General features: G+C 47.4%; 16 protein-coding genes. 7 read left to right on the forward strand and 9 right to left on the reverse strand.

What is annotated here, in order from left to right; all coding sequences use genetic code 11:
• The first annotated feature begins 820 nt into the window (after nucleotides 1-820).
• The 3 genes from QUB16_RS04530 (at nucleotide 821) to nadB (ending at nucleotide 4444) form a co-directional block, all read left to right on the forward strand.
• A complete protein-coding gene (locus tag QUB16_RS04530) occupies nucleotides 821-1777 on the forward strand; it encodes an adenylate/guanylate cyclase domain-containing protein (protein WP_333287793.1) in 957 nt (318 codons plus the stop codon).
• Between the two features lie 256 nt (nucleotides 1778-2033).
• Nucleotides 2034-2468, forward strand: coding sequence for a photosystem II complex extrinsic protein PsbU (psbU, locus tag QUB16_RS04535; protein ID WP_333314329.1), 435 nt, complete (start codon nucleotides 2034-2036; stop codon nucleotides 2466-2468).
• A 323-nt stretch (nucleotides 2469-2791) separates the two neighbouring features.
• Nucleotides 2792-4444 carry an L-aspartate oxidase gene (gene nadB, locus QUB16_RS04540; protein ID WP_333314330.1) on the forward strand — a complete coding sequence of 551 codons (1653 nt, stop codon included), beginning with the start codon at nucleotides 2792-2794 and terminating at the stop codon, nucleotides 4442-4444.
• Between the two features lie 21 nt (nucleotides 4445-4465).
• On the opposite strand, the gene QUB16_RS04545 is transcribed toward nadB, so the two are convergent.
• The 4 genes from QUB16_RS04545 to btpA all read right to left on the reverse strand — a co-directional run bounded on the left by QUB16_RS04545 (nucleotide 4466) and on the right by btpA (nucleotide 10100).
• Nucleotides 4466-4735, reverse strand: a complete 270-nt coding sequence (locus QUB16_RS04545) for a hypothetical protein (protein WP_333314332.1) — start codon at nucleotides 4733-4735, stop codon at nucleotides 4466-4468.
• Between the two features lie 564 nt (nucleotides 4736-5299).
• Entirely contained in the window at nucleotides 5300-7435 is a 2136-nt protein-coding gene (locus QUB16_RS04550; RefSeq protein WP_445251096.1) for a CHASE2 domain-containing protein, read from the reverse strand.
• A 693-nt stretch (nucleotides 7436-8128) separates the two neighbouring features.
• Entirely contained in the window at nucleotides 8129-9052 is a 924-nt protein-coding gene (locus tag QUB16_RS04555) for a vitamin K epoxide reductase family protein (protein ID WP_333314335.1), read from the reverse strand.
• Nucleotides 9053-9212: 160 nt separating this feature from the next.
• Complete coding sequence (btpA, locus tag QUB16_RS04560) at nucleotides 9213-10100, reverse strand: photosystem I biogenesis protein BtpA (protein ID WP_333057464.1); 888 nt, start codon at nucleotides 10098-10100, stop codon at nucleotides 9213-9215.
• 405 nt (nucleotides 10101-10505) lie between these two features.
• Here btpA and QUB16_RS04565 point away from each other — a divergent pair, with 405 nt between their 5' ends.
• Entirely contained in the window at nucleotides 10506-11501 is a 996-nt protein-coding gene (locus QUB16_RS04565) for a GDSL-type esterase/lipase family protein (protein ID WP_333314337.1), read from the forward strand.
• Nucleotides 11502-12396: 895 nt separating this feature from the next.
• Here the strand turns inward: QUB16_RS04565 and QUB16_RS04570 are convergent.
• Nucleotides 12397-13449, reverse strand: coding sequence for a Gfo/Idh/MocA family protein (locus QUB16_RS04570; protein WP_015178266.1), 1053 nt, complete (start codon nucleotides 13447-13449; stop codon nucleotides 12397-12399).
• A 438-nt stretch (nucleotides 13450-13887) separates the two neighbouring features.
• Between QUB16_RS04570 and QUB16_RS04575 the strand changes: the two genes are divergently transcribed.
• Nucleotides 13888-13995: a PEP-CTERM sorting domain-containing protein gene (locus QUB16_RS04575; protein WP_333314339.1), complete on the forward strand. Its 108-nt coding sequence runs from the start codon at nucleotides 13888-13890 to the stop codon at nucleotides 13993-13995.
• 36 nt (nucleotides 13996-14031) lie between these two features.
• On the opposite strand, the gene QUB16_RS04580 is transcribed toward QUB16_RS04575, so the two are convergent.
• From QUB16_RS04580 to def, 3 genes are all read right to left on the reverse strand, one after another.
• Entirely contained in the window at nucleotides 14032-15369 is a 1338-nt protein-coding gene (locus tag QUB16_RS04580) for a PrsW family glutamic-type intramembrane protease (RefSeq protein ID WP_333314341.1), read from the reverse strand.
• Between the two features lie 191 nt (nucleotides 15370-15560).
• The gene (locus QUB16_RS04585) at nucleotides 15561-15761 is read right to left on the reverse strand and encodes a hypothetical protein (RefSeq protein WP_199292547.1); all 201 of its coding nucleotides are present in this window, start codon (nucleotides 15759-15761) and stop codon (nucleotides 15561-15563) included.
• Nucleotides 15761-16321 (reverse strand): peptide deformylase, encoded by a 561-nt coding sequence (gene def / locus QUB16_RS04590; RefSeq protein ID WP_333164427.1) that lies wholly within the window; start codon nucleotides 16319-16321, stop codon nucleotides 15761-15763. The genes QUB16_RS04585 and def overlap by 1 nt, the downstream gene beginning before the upstream one ends.
• Nucleotides 16322-16422: 101 nt before the next feature.
• On the opposite strand from def, the gene QUB16_RS04595 reads away from it, so the two are divergent.
• Nucleotides 16423-16935 carry a DUF1648 domain-containing protein gene (locus QUB16_RS04595; RefSeq protein WP_333314343.1) on the forward strand — a complete coding sequence of 171 codons (513 nt, stop codon included), beginning with the start codon at nucleotides 16423-16425 and terminating at the stop codon, nucleotides 16933-16935.
• Nucleotides 16936-17346: 411 nt separating this feature from the next.
• Here the strand turns inward: QUB16_RS04595 and QUB16_RS04600 are convergent, their stop codons facing one another.
• The gene (locus QUB16_RS04600; protein ID WP_333314345.1) at nucleotides 17347-17802 is read right to left on the reverse strand and encodes an aspartyl protease; all 456 of its coding nucleotides are present in this window, start codon (nucleotides 17800-17802) and stop codon (nucleotides 17347-17349) included.
• A gap of 119 nt (nucleotides 17803-17921) precedes the next feature.
• On the opposite strand from QUB16_RS04600, the gene QUB16_RS04605 reads away from it, so the two are divergent.
• Nucleotides 17922-19214 carry a pentapeptide repeat-containing protein gene (locus tag QUB16_RS04605; protein ID WP_333314347.1) on the forward strand — a complete coding sequence of 431 codons (1293 nt, stop codon included), beginning with the start codon at nucleotides 17922-17924 and terminating at the stop codon, nucleotides 19212-19214.
• Nucleotides 19215-19291: the final 77 nt, after the last annotated feature.

The raw sequence follows: 19291 nt of genomic DNA on the forward strand, positions 1-19291 counted from the left end.
TCACATGGGTTATTTCGAGTTGATGGCGGTGGCTCAATCTCGGATTATTAAGTAAAAATACTGAGAGAATCTGTTATTAAGGAGGTCTTCGGTACGATCGGCTGTTCCGGTTGAAATGGGAAGGCTACACCATAATGAGTAGTTCACAGAACTCTGGATCTGCATAAGCTGTTGTGCATTTAAATTGTATATTTCGATCCCCGATCAAAAATCGTCAAATCCTCTCCCCCGATCCCCTTCTCCCCCTCTCCCTCTCTAATACCATAGGCAATCTAGATGCAACACAGCTTAGCAGCTCACACCCCCTACCCCCCGCCTAGCTCTACCGTCTACAGACAAGTTGCTCGCTGACCCATATTGGAGAAACGCTGTTTCCTAAAATCTTGATTTCTCGTTTGGCCGAATCAATAACTTAAAATTCAGGAAAATAAGCTTCCTTTCTGAGATTCATGCGAAACTTGGGTTTCAGGAATGGTGTTGAAAGATTTCGGACTTGTGTGTACAGGCTAGCCGCCTAGCCAGAGAGGCATTTTCCCTCTTTTTTCTGGCCCATCAAAATAAATAAAAGTTGTCTTCGCTCCGGGGCAGGCAGTATTATCAGGTACAATCTTGGTAGACAGTCTGTTTTTACGGGCTGCTTTGGTAGATGGAATCATAAATACCTTCGCTCGCTCGATCGAATTTATGGTTGACCAATCCCGCAGGGGCTAGGTGCATCGATGATGGACTAAAAAATCTAAAATCTGAAGTCTCAAATCTCAAATCGGTTAATTTTGTGTCGTTTCTAGGACTGTTGTGACGAGTGCAACCCAATCCACATATGGTACTTCGCACAGAAGGCGGCAATCGCTACTTGCCGCTCTCCGGCAGCAATTGCTGGACAGTAGGGCGGAGCGATGACAATAATTTTGTACTGACAGATCGCTGGATTTCCCGTAATCACGCGATGTTACAGCAAATGGAGACAGGAGAGTTCTACCTGATCGACTTGGGCAGCCGCAATGGTTCCTTTGTCAACGGGCGGCGGGTCAGTATTCCTGTCACTCTCCGAAATGGCGATCGGATTATTTTCGGTCAAACCGAATTGGACTTCTACAACCCAAGCGCCGGCCACCGACACGCTCCAATACACGAGACAGACTCTGAAGATTTTACGGCGACTTTGACGGTGCGTAGCCTGATTAGCGTCATGGTAATGGACATCCGAGACTTTACTGTTTTGACTAGACAGCTAGACGAAACCCTCCTCTCGGAAGTCATCGGCAATTGGTTCCGCAAAGCAGGACAGATCATTCGCGAACACGGCAGTTGGGTGGACAAATACATCGGTGATGCCATCATGGCCGTCTGGTTCCACAAAACCAGCGGTGTCAGCAGCGAGGAAATGATGCGGATTTGCCAAGCTTTGAGCGAACTGCACAAGGCAACAGACGAACTCAGCAGCCGTTACCCCCTGCCTTTTCCTTTGCGAGTCGGGGCCGGCATCAATACCGGTTATGCAATGGTGGGGAATTCTGGCAGCAGCGATCGATCGGACTATACCGCCTTGGGAGATACTGTAAACGCAGCATTTCGCCTTGAATCTTGCACTAAGCAAATCGGTAAGGATATCGCTGTGGGAGAAACTACCTACAAATACTTGACGCAATTGGGGGCCCAGGGCGCTTTCGAGCAGCACACCGTTGCTTTGAAGGGTTACGACCATCCCAGCGTGGCTTACGGCGGTACTTATGCTGACTTGAACGCTTTTCTCAAAACGAAAGGAAAGAGTTCTTGATAGCTAGAAAATTGGGTGCAGGGCAAAAATTAACCCTTTAAAATGGCAGTCCGAGTTTTTAATTTGGAGTGCCTTAGATAAACTTGCCTGCGATGCTTAAAAAAGCGCATTATATCATATATCCTCACAGTTGTCAATACCTAAAGGTAAATTTTATAACAGATATCTGCCTGCTGCGGATTTGTCTGAAAAACTGCATAAGCAAAATGGTAGTCTCTACATAAATGCTGTGTATGAAATTGGGAGACAAAACTTCATGAAACGATTGGGTCGTCTATTGGCAGTATTGGGCTTAGTGCTGGGCTGCTTTGCATGGGCTGGAGACCAAAGCGCGATCGCGGCGTCATTAAGCCGTATCGTCTTGCCATCATCCTCGCTCCTAGCTGTTGAAGCTCCGGCTAGAACCAATCGCGCCGATGAGAAGCTTGCCACAGAATACGGCAAAAAACTTGATTTGAACAACAGCGCCGTCCGGGACTTTCGCCAATATCGAGGGTTGTATCCCACTTTAGCTGGACTAATTATTAAGAACGCTCCTTACGAAAAAGTTGAGGACGTACTCAACATTTCAGACTTGACGGAAGCTCAGAAAAAAGTGCTGCAAGCTAACTTGGACAAATTCACCGTAACTGATGTCGAATCAGTCTTTATTGAAGGAGACACCAGGTTGAATAACGGTCTCTACGACTAGGTAGCAGCGGGCCTCATTTGAAGGCAGAAGTCATTGGGCAGAAGGGATTCGGCCGAAAGAAAAGATTTTTTTTCTCTTAGGCTGATGACTTCTGCCTTTAATTTATCAAGACTTACTTTCAACCACCATTCGGCAAAAGCCGACCAAAATTCGCTAGATTGAAATCAGCGGGTTCCCCTGATTCATCTAAAATCTAAAATCTAAAATCTAAAATCTAAAATCCCTTGACTGACATTAGTTCAAGTCCCCAGATTCATCTGTAGACTCAATTCTAAGATCTAAAATCTAAAATCTAAAATCTAAAATCGACTGGCGGCAGACTTATGACTGACAAATTTGACGTATTGGTAATAGGTGCTGGCGCGGCGGGTTTGTACACGGCACTTTGCCTGCCAGAGCATTTGCAGGTGGGCTTGATCAATAAAAATACCCTGCCTGTTTCTGCCAGCGATTGGGCTCAAGGAGGGATTGCCGCGGCGATCGCCCCTGAAGATTCCGCAGCGCTGCACGTTCAGGATACACTGGCTGCGGGAGCAGGTCTTTGCGATTTGGATGCGGTGAAATTTTTAGTCGAGGAAGCTGGTGCTTGCATTGACTCCCTGGTGAAAATGGGCGTTGCATTCGATCGCACCGGCCCAGATTTAGCCCTCACCCTAGAAGCAGCCCACTCCCGCCGCCGAGTGCTCCACGCCGCCGACACTACGGGCAAAGCCGTGATCAGTACGCTGACAGCAAAAGTATTAAGCCGCAAAAACATTAAACTCGTATCTCCTGCCTTTGCTTTGAGTCTGTGGCTAGACGAAACCGGGCGCTGTCAGGGCATTAGCTCGATTTGCGGTTCACAAGTCAAGTGGCTGCAGGCCAAAGCGGTGGTGCTGGCGACAGGCGGCGGGGGACAGGTTTTTGCTCAAACGACCAATCCGTCGGTAAGTACCGGGGACGGGGTGGCAATTGCGTGGCGCGCCGGGGCGCTGCTGCGAGACTTAGAATTTGTGCAGTTTCACCCGACGGCACTCAGCAAAGTGGGTGCGCCTCGGTTTCTCATTAGCGAAGCGGTGCGGGGAGAAGGAGCTCATTTGGTTGACAGTAAGGGATATCGCTTTGCTTTTGACTCTCACCCCAGCGGGGAACTCGCCCCTAGGGATGTTGTCAGCCGCGCTATTTTCCGCCACTTGCAAAAGACGGGGGAACCTCATGTTTGGCTGGATTTGCGCCCGATTGCGGTCGATCGACTGCGGTACAGGTTTCCAAATATTATTCAAGTGTGCGCTGACTGGGGAATTGATATTTTTTCCGAACCGGTGCCGGTGACGCCCGCAGCCCATTACTGGATGGGAGGAATTGTCGCTGACAAGTTTAACCAAACTTCGATTCCGGGTTTGTACGCGGTGGGAGAAACTGCGAGCACGGGGGTACACGGCGCTAATCGGTTGGCGAGCAATTCGCTGCTGGAATGTCTGGTTTTTGGGGCGCAGATGGGACTTTTGCAGCTAGAAGGTGGAAGGCCCGAGGCATTCGCCGATCGGTTCGAGGCGGGGGAAATTTTGGAAAAATCGATTTCTGAACAGGATATTGAGGCGATCGAAAAGTTGCGGGTCGAATTGCGGAATTTGGTGTGGCAGAGTGCGGGAATTTGCCGGGGACAGCGGGATTTGGAAAGGGCGATCGTCCAACTTGAGATTTGGCGGCAAGAATTTGCTTCGTTGCCTTTGAGTCAAACCCTTGATAATTTACGGCCCGGACAAATTATTGATTTTTCCCCTGCTGAGGCCCAGAATAGCTCAATTTTGCGAAATTGGGGAGAAGTTGGGAATTTATTGGATATCGGCTATTTAATTGTCAAAAGTGCTGCGTTTCGCACCGAAAGTCGCGGCGGTCATTACCGAGTGGACTATCCCCTCACCGATCCGGATTGGTGCAGCCATACTTTAATTAACCAATTTAATTGGTACAAATCTCCGCGAATTGAAGATTGAAAATTGATTGAAAATTTGGGGTCAGCGCGTTCCCGTACCGTCACTTTTGGGGCTCCCGTTCGGGTCTGGTTCGTATTGTTGGGGATTTCCCAACCTAGAGGTTGGTGTAACTGTCCAAACTCTGGGGGTCGATGCCGTCGGGATATTGCCCGCGCTACGGGCTTTTGTTAAGTTGCTAGTTGAGTTGCTGGCAAGTCGAGCCGCATTTGCGGGGCCGACTGTATTCACTTGCAGGCAGGCAGCCAGGGTTGCCGTTGTTGTGAGCTGAATCCAAGTACGCATAGTATTCACAGCCTTATTTAAATCACTGGAGTAGATGCACGTCCGTACCACCTATTATATCTATCAATTTCCGTATTTCCACTGATATCTTTACATTTACTTTAATTAATTTTAGTAAATTTACATAAGTTTTTTTATATTAAGGCTTTTTGGCGACTTGAATTTGGTTTCAGGTTGTGATTTATTTTAATATTTTGTAACATTTTGATGAGACGGCAAGTTGCTCTCATAAGTTTTATCTTTGGCTAAATCTATCTAATGACAGATGACAGATGAGATGCTTTAAAATTATGTGATTTTAGATTTCACTACTTTGGACATTTTTTTGAACGGTTTCAAAAAGCTTAGAGGGCTTACAGTTTAAGGAGCGAGCTAGTTTTTTAAGTTAGCTGCACAGGGGACGCCTGATAATATCTCCCTCAGGGCCCATTAAGGTTTGAGGTCTAAAAATGGCTCAAATTTTGTCCGAACTATTGAGATTTTAGATAAAAAAATTGAAAAATTATAAATGACTTATCCAGATAGGGGTGGGGACTTTACCTACAGTTGTATTATGTTTTTAACTAATCTTAATTAATAAAAGTGATATTGATTTTTCCCGCGTTCCTTAGCACGATACATCGCAACATCGGCATTCTTAACTAAAATATCTGGCTCTTGACCGTCAATGGGATATAAACTAATGCCAATACTTGTAGTTACAGAAACTGTATGTTCTTCTAAAATAAAAGGCTGCATGATGGCGTCGCAAATTTTTTCAGCTACTTTCGCAGCTTCCTCGCGGCCGGGAATTGCGGGCAGAATGACTGTGAACTCGTCGCCGCCCAACCGCGAGATGGTATCGCTGCCCCGCAAGCATTTTTTGAGCCGACTGGCAACTGTTTTTAAGAGTAAATCGCCCACATTGTGTCCGAGAGTGTCGTTGATTGATTTAAATCCATCTAAATCTAAAAACAGTAAAGCTACCAATTCCTGATTGCTGGAGGCTATTTCTAGAGAGGAATGCAAGCATTCGTAGAACATTGGGCGGTTGGGCAAACCGGTAAGAGCATCGTGATAAGCTTGGTGGCTGAGCTCAGCATTTTTTTGTTCGAGGGCATTTTGCCGAAGTTGGCGCTCGGTAATATCTCTGATTGCTCCGACTAAAAATAGGTTGCCGGCAGCATCTTTATGCAGGGATCTTTTAGTCGCAATCAGATGCGTAATTCCGTTAGCGTCAGTAAAATATTCTTCATTTTCTCGCGGCTGGTGAGTTTGAAATACTAATTCGTTTTGCTGCCAAAATATCTCGGCTTCGGCTTGGGGAAATAAATCGTAATCGGTTCGGCAAGTTAAATTTTCTAAAGGATAGCCAATAAACCGACAATATGCCTGATTCAAAACTACGCAGCGGTGATTTCGATCTTTGACAAAAATGGGGTCGGGAATTGTATCGATTAGCGATTGTAAAAATTCTTTAGACCGTTTTAATTCTTCTTGCAAGTGAGCCAGATAACCCACAACAGCAGCACCAGAACCCACAAGACTGAGGATTGGAGGAATTAACGGTAGCCACCAACCTGCTAAGAATGCTAAGTATAAAGTGGCACTCAGACCTATACAGATACTTAATAAACAATAAGCCGATCGACCAAGCGATCGCAAATTCCAACTCACATTTGCACCCGCCCAAGACCACAGTAAAATCCACAGCAACTCCGCAGCCTCTGGCCAGACATTGATACCGCCGCGCCCGTCGAGGGCTGCACTCAAAATTTGGCTCAAGAAATGAGCCTGAAGCTCGACTCCCGGTATTTGCTGGGGAGGACTAAACCAACCGGAACTGTAAGAATTTTGGTAAAAGTCTTTGAGGCTGGGGGCATTTGAGCCGATCAAGACAACGCGCGATCGTACAAAATCAGCAGGTACTTTGCCAGAAAGCACATCGCCCATCGATGCAGTGCGAAAACTGCCTCGCGGGCCGCGCAGGTTGGTCAAAATTTGATAGCCACGGCTGTCCGATCGAACGTAAGCACCATCATTCGGTTGAAAAGGCCGAAAAACCCCCTTGCCTAACTGCAAGTATTTAGGATTGACTCTGGCTCGTTGAGGGGAAATCCCTTCGCTTTTGAGGTAAAGCAAAGCCAGTCTGAGTGCGAAACTTTGATGAGTTTTGCCGTCTCCGGGCCAAGCGTAGAGCAAAGTTCGCCGCACTTTTGAGTCAGCGTCGATGACAACGTTGTTGAAACCGATTCGATCGAGCTTGTCAAGTACCGGAGGCGGGCGAACTCCTAACCTAGTTTCGTCTGCCATCAACTCAATGCCGATTAAGTTGGGAATAGTTTTAAAAGTTTTGAGCAATTCGGCGTTACCCGGTTGAGTTGGCAAATCTCGGTAAATGTCGAGGCCGATCGCCCGCGGCTTGCCAGCGTGCAATTTTTGCAGCAATTGGGCCAAGGCAGCATCCGAAATTGGGTAGCCGTATTTTTGCAAGTCAGCTTCCTTAATTTCTACAATGACGATGCGCGAGTCAATGGGTTCGGCCGGCCGCCAGCGCACAAAGTGGTCGAAAGCAGCCCATTCCCACACCTGCAAAAATCCGAACCAGCGCATTACAATCACCGTACTAGCAACCGCACTCGCAGTAATCAATACTCGGCGTTCTCGATCGACCCATTTTTTGATAGTTTTTAGCATATTTTGGGGATTTGGGCCTCGCCCTTTGAGCATCTAAACTACTACTACCTATAGGTTTTACATCTTCGGGGCGAGTCGATTTTAGATTTTAGATTTTAGATTTTAGATTATCCAATTTTTTGGTTTTTGGGTGGGGGCGAGTCGATTTTAGATTTTAGATTATCTAATTTTTTGGTTTTTCGGTGGGGGCGAATCGATTTTAGATTTTAGATTATCTAATTTTTTGGTTTTTCGGTGCGGGCGAGTCGATTTTAGATTTTAGATTTTAGATTATCGAATTTTTTGGTTTTTCGGTGCGATCGGGCTGCAACAGCAGAAACCGGGTTTCGCAACCAAAATATGTCATTTCAACAATCATTCTGGAAGCAGAAACCCGGTTTATTGCATTTTTCTGTAAAAGTTTTAGTAGTTATTCGCCGATCTAAATACTAAAAACCCACAACTTGTTTTAAACTTTTTCGTTCTAAGCTGTTGTGCATTTAAATTGAATGTCAAAAAATAATCTAAGTCTTGTGGGGAGTAGGGGTTGGGCCTAAGAGCCCGCCCTGAATATGCAATTTAAATGCGTGACAGCTTAACTAATTTTTACTATTTTTTTATTGATATAATAAATGCAAGATTTTAGATTGATTTCGCAGCACGAACCCACGCTAAACTAAGTTAAAAACCAGGATATTTCCTGCCCATCAATCTAAAATCTGTCATCTATAATCCCCCACTTTCCTGTTAGTTTTGAAAGTTGCGGGAGCCCGTGTAACCCGATAAATCAGCGAGTTTATCCAAAGATTGTGTCCCTGCATAAAACTGACCATTAATCTCCCAAGTCGGGAAACCTTTAACATTCGCCGCAGCAGCTTGGCAAATTTGGGCGCGGGAATTTTGCCCCCTGGGATCGCATTCAAAATAATCAATTATTTTGGCTGCTTCTTTGCCGAACAGCATTTTTTGGTCGTGGCAGTGGGGACACCAGTAAGCGCCGTACTCTTTAGCGCCGATTTGTCGGAGGTGGCGGGCCAAAGCAATTTGTGCCGGGCCGGAGGTTGTAGTGACGGCAGGAGGTACAATTCCGGGGGTAGAGACAATAGGAGGAGGTGACTTGACGCTGTTATAAAGTCCCAAGGCGCCGATCGAACTCACCATTGCCACCAAAATGCCTGTAAACACCAACTGCCCGATATCTTCCCACTCGCGCCCGACTAGCACCAGCACAAACAGCGACAGCGCAAATAAGGCAGAAGTGACGCAGTAAATGCACAGGTCCTGAATTTCAAAAGCCATCAAATACATCAAATAGCTGCTGAAAATTACCATCGCAGCGGTGATGATAAATAGCGCTTGCCAAGTGTTTTTTTCTAGTTGAGAGTGCAGTCCTTTATTGGTGGCGGGATTTACAGCTTTGGGAGCCAATGCCAGGATTGCTATGCTCAGGTAAGCCAGACAGCCTAACAAACTTAAAGGCACGGTGCCAAAGACTGTGGCGTAGGGACTGTTGAGAACTTTATCGCAGCCGCTGGTGGGACAAATGACCGAGCCATTCGTGAATTTAGCGATCGTGAGATAGGCCGTTTCTACGACGCCTATGGCTGCGATCGCTGCCATCACAGTCCTAGACCAGCGATGAATCCAAGGGGTTGAACGTCGGCGAATCATTTTTTGATTTGGTAATTTGGGAATTGGGAATTGTTGACTGTTGACTGTTGACTGTTGACTGTTGACTAATGACTGTTAATTGTTAACTAATGACTGACTACTGCCAACTGACTACTGCCAACTGACTACTGCCAACAGTCAACAGTCAACAATTCCTATTTTACGTTTTACTTGTGACTTTGCCCGGTTCCGGTGTTGGCCCTCTTGAGCCATTAGCATCTCTATTTTCCTGTTCGGGCTCTTTCTGTGACAAGCTGCGGCGGGCGGCTTCTACAAACTGACTGACGCGGATCGGATCGATGGGCTGCTCGATGCGGCCGTTTCGCTTCAGGGAACTCGATACGATTACGCCGTCAGCGGCCTGCATGAGGGTGGAAATGTTTTCCCACGAGGCGCCGCTGCCGATGAAAACTGGAATTCCCGCTGCTGCTGCACTCGCGAGTTCTAAGTCTTCGAGATTGGGAGGGCTACCAGTTGTCCAGCCGGAAAGGATTACGGCGTCGGCTAAAGCTCGCCCGATCGTCTCTTGGACGGCTGTGGTCAAGTTGGGGCTGCCTAGGGGTCGCCCGTGCTTGACTAACACGTCTGCTAATATTTTGACATCGCTGCCCAATTCCCGGCGGTAGCGCAGTAGCTGGTGAGCTTGGCCTTCAATTAAGCCTTGGTCTGTAGCCATGATGCCGTTGAGGACGTTGACGCGGATGAATTGAGCTCCTGTGCAGGAGGCGATGGCGATCGCGCTGTGGGCGTCGTTTCGCAGCACGTTAACGCCGATCGGCAGCGTCACGAGATTTGTTAGCCTCTCAACTACGAGCGTCATGGCACTTACCACAGCCGGATCTACGCTGTCTTTGGCAAAAGGAGCGTCGAAAAAGTTCTCGACAATGATACCGTTTGCGCCACCAGAAGCCAGCGCTGTAGCCTCTTGCTCGGCTCTTCCGATAATAGCTTTGAGGTTTCCGCCCCAGCGGGGAGAAGTTGGCAAAGGCTGTAAATGTACGACACCGATTATGGGATTCGGCGTTTTGAATATTTGTTTTAAGTCCACGGATTTTCCTGAAACCACCAAGTTCACTGACTGCTGACGGCGGATGAGTCACGGTATATTCTAGAATTCTATATCGACGGGGGCGATTCGGTTGACTTAATCGGGTCGCCAAGTTGCTCAAAGCCCGCAGCCATAACAGTTTAGATTTTAGATTTTAGATTTTAGATTTTACAAAGGCGACCTCACCTCACTCAAAGACGGATACTTGCTTGTAGACAGGAGTCCTGGAAAGCAAAAAAGTTTAGATTTTAGGGATATTTCCCAGATTCATCTGTGGAGTCAATGCTTTAATCTTTAATCTCAAATCGACTGACTACAATCGGGGTTGAAAGCTTGACTGCAGTTGCATTCTTTTTTATACCTTGGTGTCGGCAGGGGTTTTTCCTTCTCTATCGAGGTTGACTGGTGGAAGTTGTTCTCATAATTTTGGCTGTCACCGCAGCATTGGGGGCGGCAATCGAAGTGCTGCTGCGGGTGCTGCTGGGTTTTGGTAATCCCTTGATTTATATTGCCGATGCCGAGTGCGGCTATTTGTTGGCGCCCAACCAGAAGGTGCGCCGCTTGGGCAACCGGATTGAGATTAACGAGTATTCGATGCGTAGCGGAGCGATCGCCCCGATCGCCCCTCCAGAAACTCTGCGCGTCTTGCTGTTGGGAGATTCTGTCGCCAGCGGCGGTTGGTGGACACATCAGACAGATACGATCTCGGAAATTATGGCTCGGAATTTGAGACTGCAAGTACAGAATCTGGCGAGCGATGCACAATTATGTTCACAAGTCAACTATTTAAATTTTGAAGTTCTCAACGCCTCAGCCAATTCTTGGGGGCCGAGGAATCAACTTGCTTACGCCAAGCGGTTCGGTGTTTTTGGGGCAAAGGCTTTGGTTTTGCTGCTCAATACGGACGATTTGTTTGCATCGGCTCCCTGTGATCTGGTTGTGGGACGCGATCGATCTTACCCGGATCGCAAACCCCGATCGGCTACGTTAGAGTTATTGAGCCGCTACCTGCTACCTGCAGTGCCGACTCCTCAATTGGCCGCACCCGGAGCCACAAGCGGCGATGTAGTAGGCTGCAACTTAGAGGCTATTAGCCAAATCCAGAAAATAGCTGTATCCGCCAACATCGAGTTTTTGCTAGCCGTCACGCCCAAGCGGGGCGAACTCGGCGGCCCGGGCCCTCGCGACTGGGAAGTCAAGGCTAGAGCGCGTCTCGCCGAACTCGTAGAAACAGAGAAAATTACTTACATAGATTTTCTTCCCATTTTCAATTGTGCGGCCGAATTTCCAACTTTGTATAGAGACAGCATTCACCTGAGTCCTCAAGGAAATCAGCTAGTTAGCAACACCATCAGTCGTCAAATAGTCGCTCTTTTTTGGCTTGACACTCTCCGGCCTTAAGGCACGGGGATTCTTAAGACATTTCAGTCTTAATATCCCTATAGCTAGGGTTCCCAGGCTGACTACTCTGGGCACAAAAGAGTGCGTAGTCATATCTCCTCAAAAATGTTTTGGGCGTAGACTTTCCCCCAGTCCGGGGGTAGGTTTTTACATCTTGTCTGATTTGGTTATTCTACCATCTTCATTTGTTAAGATGGATTTGTTATTTTACTTAACAATGGAAAAAAGCCGTCCTACAAGGACAGGGTTTTCAACCCAATTTTCTGATAAATCCTAACCGATACTTTTTTGCTAACATTTGCTAACAAATACATAAGTTGAGATCATATCTCAACAAAGGCGTATCAACCGATGCCCGTAGAAATTTCTACAAGCACTTATATTCTTGCCTTCAGCTTGGTTATCGCTTACAGCTCTTAGCCAATCTGATTATTTGCTTTGATAATGTAGAGGCAACTTATTTATATAGCGGTTGCGTACTACCAAGGTTTTTCACCTACATCTGAGTGGCTAAATTCATTCTATATGACATGAAGACAAGAAGGCAAATGTAAGTGATTGTTAGCAAATGTCAGAAAAAGTCTTACTGTTAATCAACCTCACCTCAAGACGGACAATTGCCCCCGACTCCTGTTGTGGAGAGCAAAAAAATTTAAACCTTAGTTCAAGCCCCCAGATTCATCTGCAGAGTCAATCTAAAGTCTAAAATCCTTCGACGCTCGCGCGAATCGAGTGAGCGCGGCTCGATGCTCGCGCTCGCCGAAATGCTCGCGCCCCCGTCTCAAATGTCAAATCGGCTGACATCGAATCCGGTTGCATGGGAACAGTTATTCTCTTCAACAAACAACAAACCCAAACTGTAAAAGCACCCGGAAACGACAAGATTTGTCTCGATTTAGCTAACTTGCAAAGTAGACTCTAGCTCTTTCGGATACCAAGCTTGACCGTCGAGAGCCATTTGCTCGATCGAACTCGCAAGCCGCAGAGCTTTGAGAGCTTGTTCTCCTCCCACAGAAGGCTGATTTCCACCCCGCACGCAATTAATAAAATGCTCCAATTCTGCGTGGAGCGGTTCAATATTGCTGGTGTAAACTTTCTCGATCAACCCATCTTGACGGTAAAGCACCTGACCGTAATCCGTCACGTAATTGGCGGTTGTTTGCCGGTGAATCAAGATTTCGTTGTTGAGAAAATCTGCCTCTGTCAGAGAATTCTTGCAGTGAGCCACGATTGAACGGAGTTTGCGGTGCGTCACCTTACTGGCAGTCAGGGTGGCCACAATGCCGTTAGCAAAGTTCAACGTCGCTGTCACGTAGTCTAAATAACCTGAATCTGAGGCCCTGCTGCCGCTGGCCGTCAGCTTCACCACTTGGGAATCTGCCAATTCCAGGAGCAAGTCGATGTCGTGGATCATTAAATCCAAAACTACCGATACGTCGTTAGCCCGCTGGGAATAGGGACTCATCCGGTGAGCTTCCAATGCCAGTAACTCTTCAGTTTTCAGCACTTTGCCGAGTTCCTGAAAAGCTGGATTGAAGCGCTCGATGTGACCCACTTGTAAAATCCGGTGGGCCTCAGCAGCCGCGTTGACCAAAGATTCGGCTTCGGCAATGCTAGCCGCGATCGGCTTTTCAATTAAAACGTGAACACCCGCTTGGAGACAAGACATCCCCACAGGGTGATGCAGGCGAGTTGGAACGGCGACGCAAACTGCATCTACGTGGGCGAGCAAATCTCGGTAGTCTTCAAAGAAGCGAACCCGGTATTTGCTTGCTACATCTATTCCCCGCTCTACATTTATGTCTGCAACACCCACGAGTTCGATATCTTTTAGCAAGCTCAGAACTCGCGTGTGATGCTGGCCCATATTGCCAACCCCAATCACCCCAATGCGGAGGGGTTCAGGTTGACTTCGCTGGGCGAAAACGTTTGCGTATCCCAATGACATCCTATCTAGCACTCCTGGATTCTCCTCCACCACCACAGGAATCAAGCCCCTTGGCTTCCCTCAGCTACTCACAGCCATCCAGATAGTACCACAGTCAAACTATTTGTGAAGAATTTCTAAGTTCAGTTGCGATTATCGCATCCGGGAATTAAGCAGAAGCGAATCATACGCAAGGGCAGAATACTGGGGTAAAATGTCTGGTAATTGGGTATTGACAAAATTTATTAAGTGTGTATACAGAGCGGGACGATCGCCTGCAGCATCCCAACAACACAAACCCGTCGGAATATTTGGCGGTTACGCTCAAACATTTTTCGGGTTTCTGTTCAAAAGTAATAGTGAAAGTCATAAATTATACAAATACAACAGAGGACGCATCCGTATTAGTTCGGTTATTTACATTCGGCAATCTTTGACTTCAAAAAAATTTACACTCTAGTGGATACCGCAGCCGAACCAGTTCCCGAACCGATCGCCGTTGGGGGCACAGCTTTAGCATTGGCAGGTTTAACCTGGTTAAAACACAAGAAAAAAATGGCAGTTTGAAGCGCGATCGCACCTCAACAATTAAGCACTCAGCAGTCACTTTTCATAAAATATTCGAGTTGCAAAATTTTGCTCTCGATTCGGAGACAGAGCTCTGGCTTTCAAAATCGCCGCTACCAAAAACGCATAGGACAAAACTCCCACCAACGCCAGCAAAAGTACGCTGGCGGCTCCCGACGCATTCCACAAAGCGTGAAGTGCGGAAGCGCTAAAATAACCTACGCCCAAAATTTGCCAGCGCTTCCTGGGTTTGAGGGCGCTCAAACCGATAAAATATCCCAAATAGCCGCTGTAAGCCATATGTCCGGCGGCGGAACCCAAAATGCGGGGAATTAGCAACTGCAATCCTACTAATTGTCCGGCGTCCGGCCCTGCTTGCAGGGTGACATTTTGGATGACATTGGGAACGTACTGCCCCAGAGTTTCTAACAGTGTAAAGCCGACTGCCGAGGCACTTCCTAACAGAATTCCGTCTAAAGGTTCCCAAACGCCGATTCGATCGCGCCACGGATTTTTCAGCCAATTTCCCAGCAACATGGCTCCCAAAACGGGCACGGCTTTCAGCAATTCTTCCATCAGACCCGCCCCGAAAAACATTCTGGTCAAAAAAGGCAAAAAACTGATTGTTTCGCCTTCGATTGGCAGGCGGCCGGGCAAAATTTCTCTAAATACGAATATAAATCCAATTAATAAGGGGCTGCTCAGAATCAGGACTGTAGCTAAAGCCGAACCAAGCAATACCCACCAAGGCTTGTGTTTGCCACACAGTTGATAGATAAAGTAGTAAGCCGCACCGGCGAGGTAAGCTGACAGCAGCAAGTTGAATGCTGCGGAATTTCCAACGGCGACAAACATCGACACGACAACAATAACTGTGGCGATACCTGGATATAAGTAAGCTTTTTGGCTTAATTGTTTGCCAGTGGAGGCGATCGGGAATAATTGAGTTAAAGTGAGAGCATCTTTTTCGATACCAGCAAAATTGCCCGTTTGTGGTGCTCTTAATCCGGGTTGATTTTGGTAAGGGGTTACGGGAGATTCAAATATAAATTCAGGGCCGTCAAGGCCGAGACTGATGCGATCGCCTGTTTCTAAAGTTTGGCAGCCAGAGAGCTTTTTTCCGTTGATATAAGTTCCGTTAGCGCTGTTGAGGTCGCAAATTTCCCATCTCGTCAAAGTACCCTGGGTTAGGGGACGGATCATGGCGTGGCGACGGGAAACCATGCCGTGGGCGATCGACTCTAAAGCTATTTGACAATTGCGATCGCGTCCGATGACCAATTCCCCATCTTCAGAAAGTTGGTATTTGGATGCTGGGGTTCCCACAGCGTCTTTGGCTGGCACTTGTCGCAGAAATCCGATTTCATTAGTCATGAGTTATGAGTCATTAGTCATCAGTCATTAGTCATTGGTCATGAGCTCGCGAGCTGTTAGCTGATGTTATTTTTGAGCAGTCTTTATTCCACAGTTATTGGTTGTTAGCTGCTGACTAATTACTAATTACTAATTACTAATTACTAATTACTAATTACTAATTACTAATGACTAATGACTAATAACTCTGCTTATAGATTGGCCCTGGCATCCTGAACGGCAGCATAGAAAAATATGCCAGTTAGCGGTACGCTCAGGGCGAGGATGATGCCCGTGACTAAATTGCCAAGTTGAGCTTCTCCGGATGACAGCTCAAAGATGGAGCCGACTGCCGCGATCGCAGTGATGCACGAAAGAGCTAATAGTAAACCACTTTTCGGAGTTCCTGCCATCATACTGATTTTACTGCCTTTGGCGAAAATTTCTGCTTGACTAATGCTTCATTCAGTGCGAGCTTGTTTTCTACTCTGTCTACAAACAGCACTCCGTTGAGGTGATCCATTTCGTGCTGAATTGCCCTCGACAGTAAGTCTGTTGCTATCAGGGTTTGTGGGCGGCCGTATTCGTCGCGGTAGGAGACTTCAATGACTTCTGGGCGTTTGACTTCTAAATAAACTCCCGGAATGCTCAAACACCCTTCTTGCAAGATGCAGATATCGCTGCTGCTACTTTTGATGGTGGGGTTGATCAAAACCATTGGGGGTGTGGCGGGGTTTTCCGGGTCGCAGTCGAGGACGATTACTTGTTTGTTGACTCCGACTTGGGGGGCTGCCAAACCGATGCCATCCGCACTGTACATGGTTTGCAGCATTTCTCGGACTAGCTGCCGAATTTCTGCATCGACGCTTTTGACGCGCTTGGCTGGCTGCCGCAGGACGCGATCGCCTAATGTGTGTATTGTTAGGGGCGGTTTTTCTAACTTTTTCTTTTCAATCAAGACCTGAGCCGTCATAGAACCTCGCGGGATGTTTGGAAACCCCCAACGAAAGCTGTTGGGGAATGGAATTGGAACCAATACTATTATTGTCAATATTAATCTAATTTTCAGTAGCCATGACTGGAAACGCACCAAACCAACGGCCGGTTATTTCTCTGGGGCTTTCGCCCGTTTTACTGGCGGTAGAGCTTTTAGCGGCGATCGCGATTTTGCTGGCTGTTTTGCTCATCGTCAAGTTTTGGGCCGTTTTGCCCGATCGAATTCCGATTCATTTCGGCTTGGGGGGGCTGGCTGATGGTTGGGGCGACAAGGTGACGATTTGGATCGGGCCGGCGGTGGCTGCCATTATTTTTGCGGTTTTAACTGCGATATCGCGCTATCCGCATACTTTTAATTATCCGGTACGGATTACTTCTGAGAACGCTCGCCGGCAATATCTGTTGGGGCGAGGCCTTTTGGTTTGGCTGAAGGCGGAGATTTGCTGGCTGTTGGCGTTTGTGGTGCGGCAGCAAATTCTTGTCGCTTTGGGCAATGCTCAAAGGTTGAGTATGGAGTTACTTTTAGGGTTAGTTGTTTTGATGTTTGGGACGGTTGGCGTGTATTTGCTCAAGGCTTATTTGGCTCGCTAGATGTAGCGCCCAAAACTTACCTCTACCCAAAGACCCAGTTTCTTTGTATTAATAAAAATTAAGACCCCATGATATTATGTCCTCACTACCAACGAAATAAAATTAGTTTGTAGTCAGGACTAAAGTCGTCATATAACTTTGAGGACTAAATTCCTCATTACAAACATTTTTGAGGGCGGCTAATTGACCGAAAATATCCAGGATATAAGCCCCCGGATTCATTCCTTCGCAGACTCAGTACCCAGAAATAAAAAACCTGTAGCCGATGAAACTTGCCGAACGTATTTATCTCGCGCAAGTCAATGCTTCAATTCTAAAATCTAAAATCTAAAATCTAAAATCTAAAATCGATTGACGGGACATAATAGGAATCACAGGCCAGAGGTTTGTGCTACGGTAAACGCCGATCGACTAACCCATCAAATATGTTTGCTGATTGTTCATCGGCAATACTCGCAGCCGTTGATTTTTCAAATCTGGTTCTAATCCTAATTCTTCCATTGGAATCACGCCCAACAAAACAGCAGAAACGCCTTCGGGCAATTCTAAACCATCAAATCTGCCTTCTCTCCCCTCTACAATAATTTGAGCGCCTGCCAAAATTCGACTTTTTGTGATGCCAGCCGATGTTTCTACATCTCTTTCTCCTACTTGTCTTAAACCTAGTTGGCTAATAAGGGGAGTTGGCAAGGAAAGCAGAGTTGCTCCGGTATCGACAACAACGTTATCGAGGGTAACAGATCGAACTTCCTCCGCAGAAATAAATCCCCGTTCAGCCATAACTAGATCGATGCGATTCGTGACGGCGATTGTTGTAAGAACTTGACCCCTTTGTTTTGCTTGCAGATTGGGAAGTACCAGGGCCATAGTATGTTACCTCTTTGAGGGTAATTAGTGGAGATTTATATTGTAATATTATCTAGAATACTGCTAGGTTAGTTAAAATCGTTTTAGTGACCGGCTAAAATTAGAATTTGCCTCAACGCATGACACCAGAAAACAACTCTTCTCAACCCAATCGCCCTGAGTCTAACGTGACTGTAGAAAGTCAGAACGGTGCGAACCCTACTGTGCCACCAGAATCAGGGACAATCGTCGCTACTGCTGAACCCGAAAAACCGGTGCCGCCGCCTCCAACTCGCAAGGTGTTTTTGCCGCAGCAGCCGGAACAAACGACTACTGAGAAGTCGGGATCGGTGCTGACGCTGGGGTTGATCGCAGCGATGATTTTTGGGCTCGCCAATGACAACATTTGGCTGGGCTTAATGGGCGCTGTCGGTGCGATCGGCATATCGCTGCGGCTGATGTGGCCGAGTTGGGGCAAAATCTGGGCGCAGGTAATTCCGCCGACTTGGCGCACTCTGATCGTCGCCTGCTTCGGGCTTTTAGCTGGGATTGTGGGCTTGCTGATGCTTAGCGGTAGTAATACTGAACCGGGAAGCCGCAACATCCAAATCAACTGGGACGCCATCGGCGCTCTCGGCGAGCTGATCGGCGCTTTGGGCCAAATTTTGATCGCTATTTTGGGCGTTTACGTGGCTTGGCGGCAGTACGTGATCTCGAAAGATTTGACGATTCAGCAAAATCGAATTACGCAGCAGCAAACGATCGATGCTTATTTTCAAGGGGTTTCGGACTTAGCCCTTGACGAACAAGGGTTTTTGGAAGACTGGCCGCAGGAAAGGGCGATCGCAGAAGGCCGCACCGCTGCGATTATGAGCAGTGTAGATGCTGAAGGTAAAGCTAAAATTCTGCGGTTTTTGTCGCAGTCGAGATTGGTTACTCCGCTGAAGCGCGATCGGCTTTTAGGCCGCCCCATCCTTGACGGCGACGGCGGCTACGCTGAAGATAGAGATCACGGTATCCGCGTTATCGATCTCAATGTCATGTTAGCGGGTGCTGACCTGGCTGGCACTGATTTGCGGTGGACGGATTTGAGCGAAGCCAACCTCGTCCGCGCCAATCTCAGCAAGTGCGATTTAGTGAAAGCCAACCTCTCGCGCGCTGTATTGTACGACGCCAATCTCGCTCGCGCCGACATGAGAGCCGCCGCACTATTCTACGGCTCGGCACAAACTGCATCTCCCCGCAGCCGTACCGAATTTCCCAACTATCAAACGGGCGAACATACCGGCGCTGTAGTTGAACGCGCTGATTTCACCGGTGTCAAGCGGCTGTCGGAGGATCAGCGCTATTACTGCTGCGCTTGGTGCGGATCGAAGTCTAGAGAGACTATTCCCGGCGGCTGCGAAGGGATTCCCAATAAACTCGGACGTTAAAATTAGCAGTACGGCTGTACTTACGTATATATTTGGCGATCGCTCGGCAGCGGACTATACTTTAATTTTAAATCTAC

Origin of the sequence: Microcoleus sp. D3_18a_C4, from assembly GCF_036702415.1 — a bacterium.
Classification (GTDB): Bacteria; Cyanobacteriota; Cyanobacteriia; order Cyanobacteriales; family Microcoleaceae; genus Microcoleus.

Bases quoted from the DNA above. Each gene is read 5' to 3' on its own strand.
- def (WP_333164427.1), bottom strand. From the start codon at position 16,321: ATGACGGCTCAGGTCTTGATTGAAAAGAAAAAGTTAGAAAAACCGCCC.
- QUB16_RS04605 (WP_333314347.1), top strand. From the start codon at position 17,922: ATGACACCAGAAAACAACTCTTCTCAACCCAATCGCCCTGAGTCTAAC.
- QUB16_RS04600 (WP_333314345.1), bottom strand. From the start codon at position 17,802: ATGGCCCTGGTACTTCCCAATCTGCAAGCAAAACAAAGGGGTCAAGTT.
- QUB16_RS04530 (WP_333287793.1), top strand. From the start codon at position 821: ATGGTACTTCGCACAGAAGGCGGCAATCGCTACTTGCCGCTCTCCGGC.
- QUB16_RS04580 (WP_333314341.1), bottom strand. From the start codon at position 15,369: ATGACTAATGAAATCGGATTTCTGCGACAAGTGCCAGCCAAAGACGCT.
- QUB16_RS04585 (WP_199292547.1), bottom strand. From the start codon at position 15,761: ATGGCAGGAACTCCGAAAAGTGGTTTACTATTAGCTCTTTCGTGCATC.
- QUB16_RS04595 (WP_333314343.1), top strand. From the start codon at position 16,423: ATGACTGGAAACGCACCAAACCAACGGCCGGTTATTTCTCTGGGGCTT.
- QUB16_RS04555 (WP_333314335.1), bottom strand. From the start codon at position 9,052: ATGATTCGCCGACGTTCAACCCCTTGGATTCATCGCTGGTCTAGGACT.
- psbU (WP_333314329.1), top strand. From the start codon at position 2,034: ATGAAACGATTGGGTCGTCTATTGGCAGTATTGGGCTTAGTGCTGGGC.
- nadB (WP_333314330.1), top strand. From the start codon at position 2,792: ATGACTGACAAATTTGACGTATTGGTAATAGGTGCTGGCGCGGCGGGT.
- QUB16_RS04550 (WP_445251096.1), bottom strand. From the start codon at position 7,435: ATGCTCAAAGGGCGAGGCCCAAATCCCCAAAATATGCTAAAAACTATC.
- QUB16_RS04570 (WP_015178266.1), bottom strand. From the start codon at position 13,449: ATGTCATTGGGATACGCAAACGTTTTCGCCCAGCGAAGTCAACCTGAA.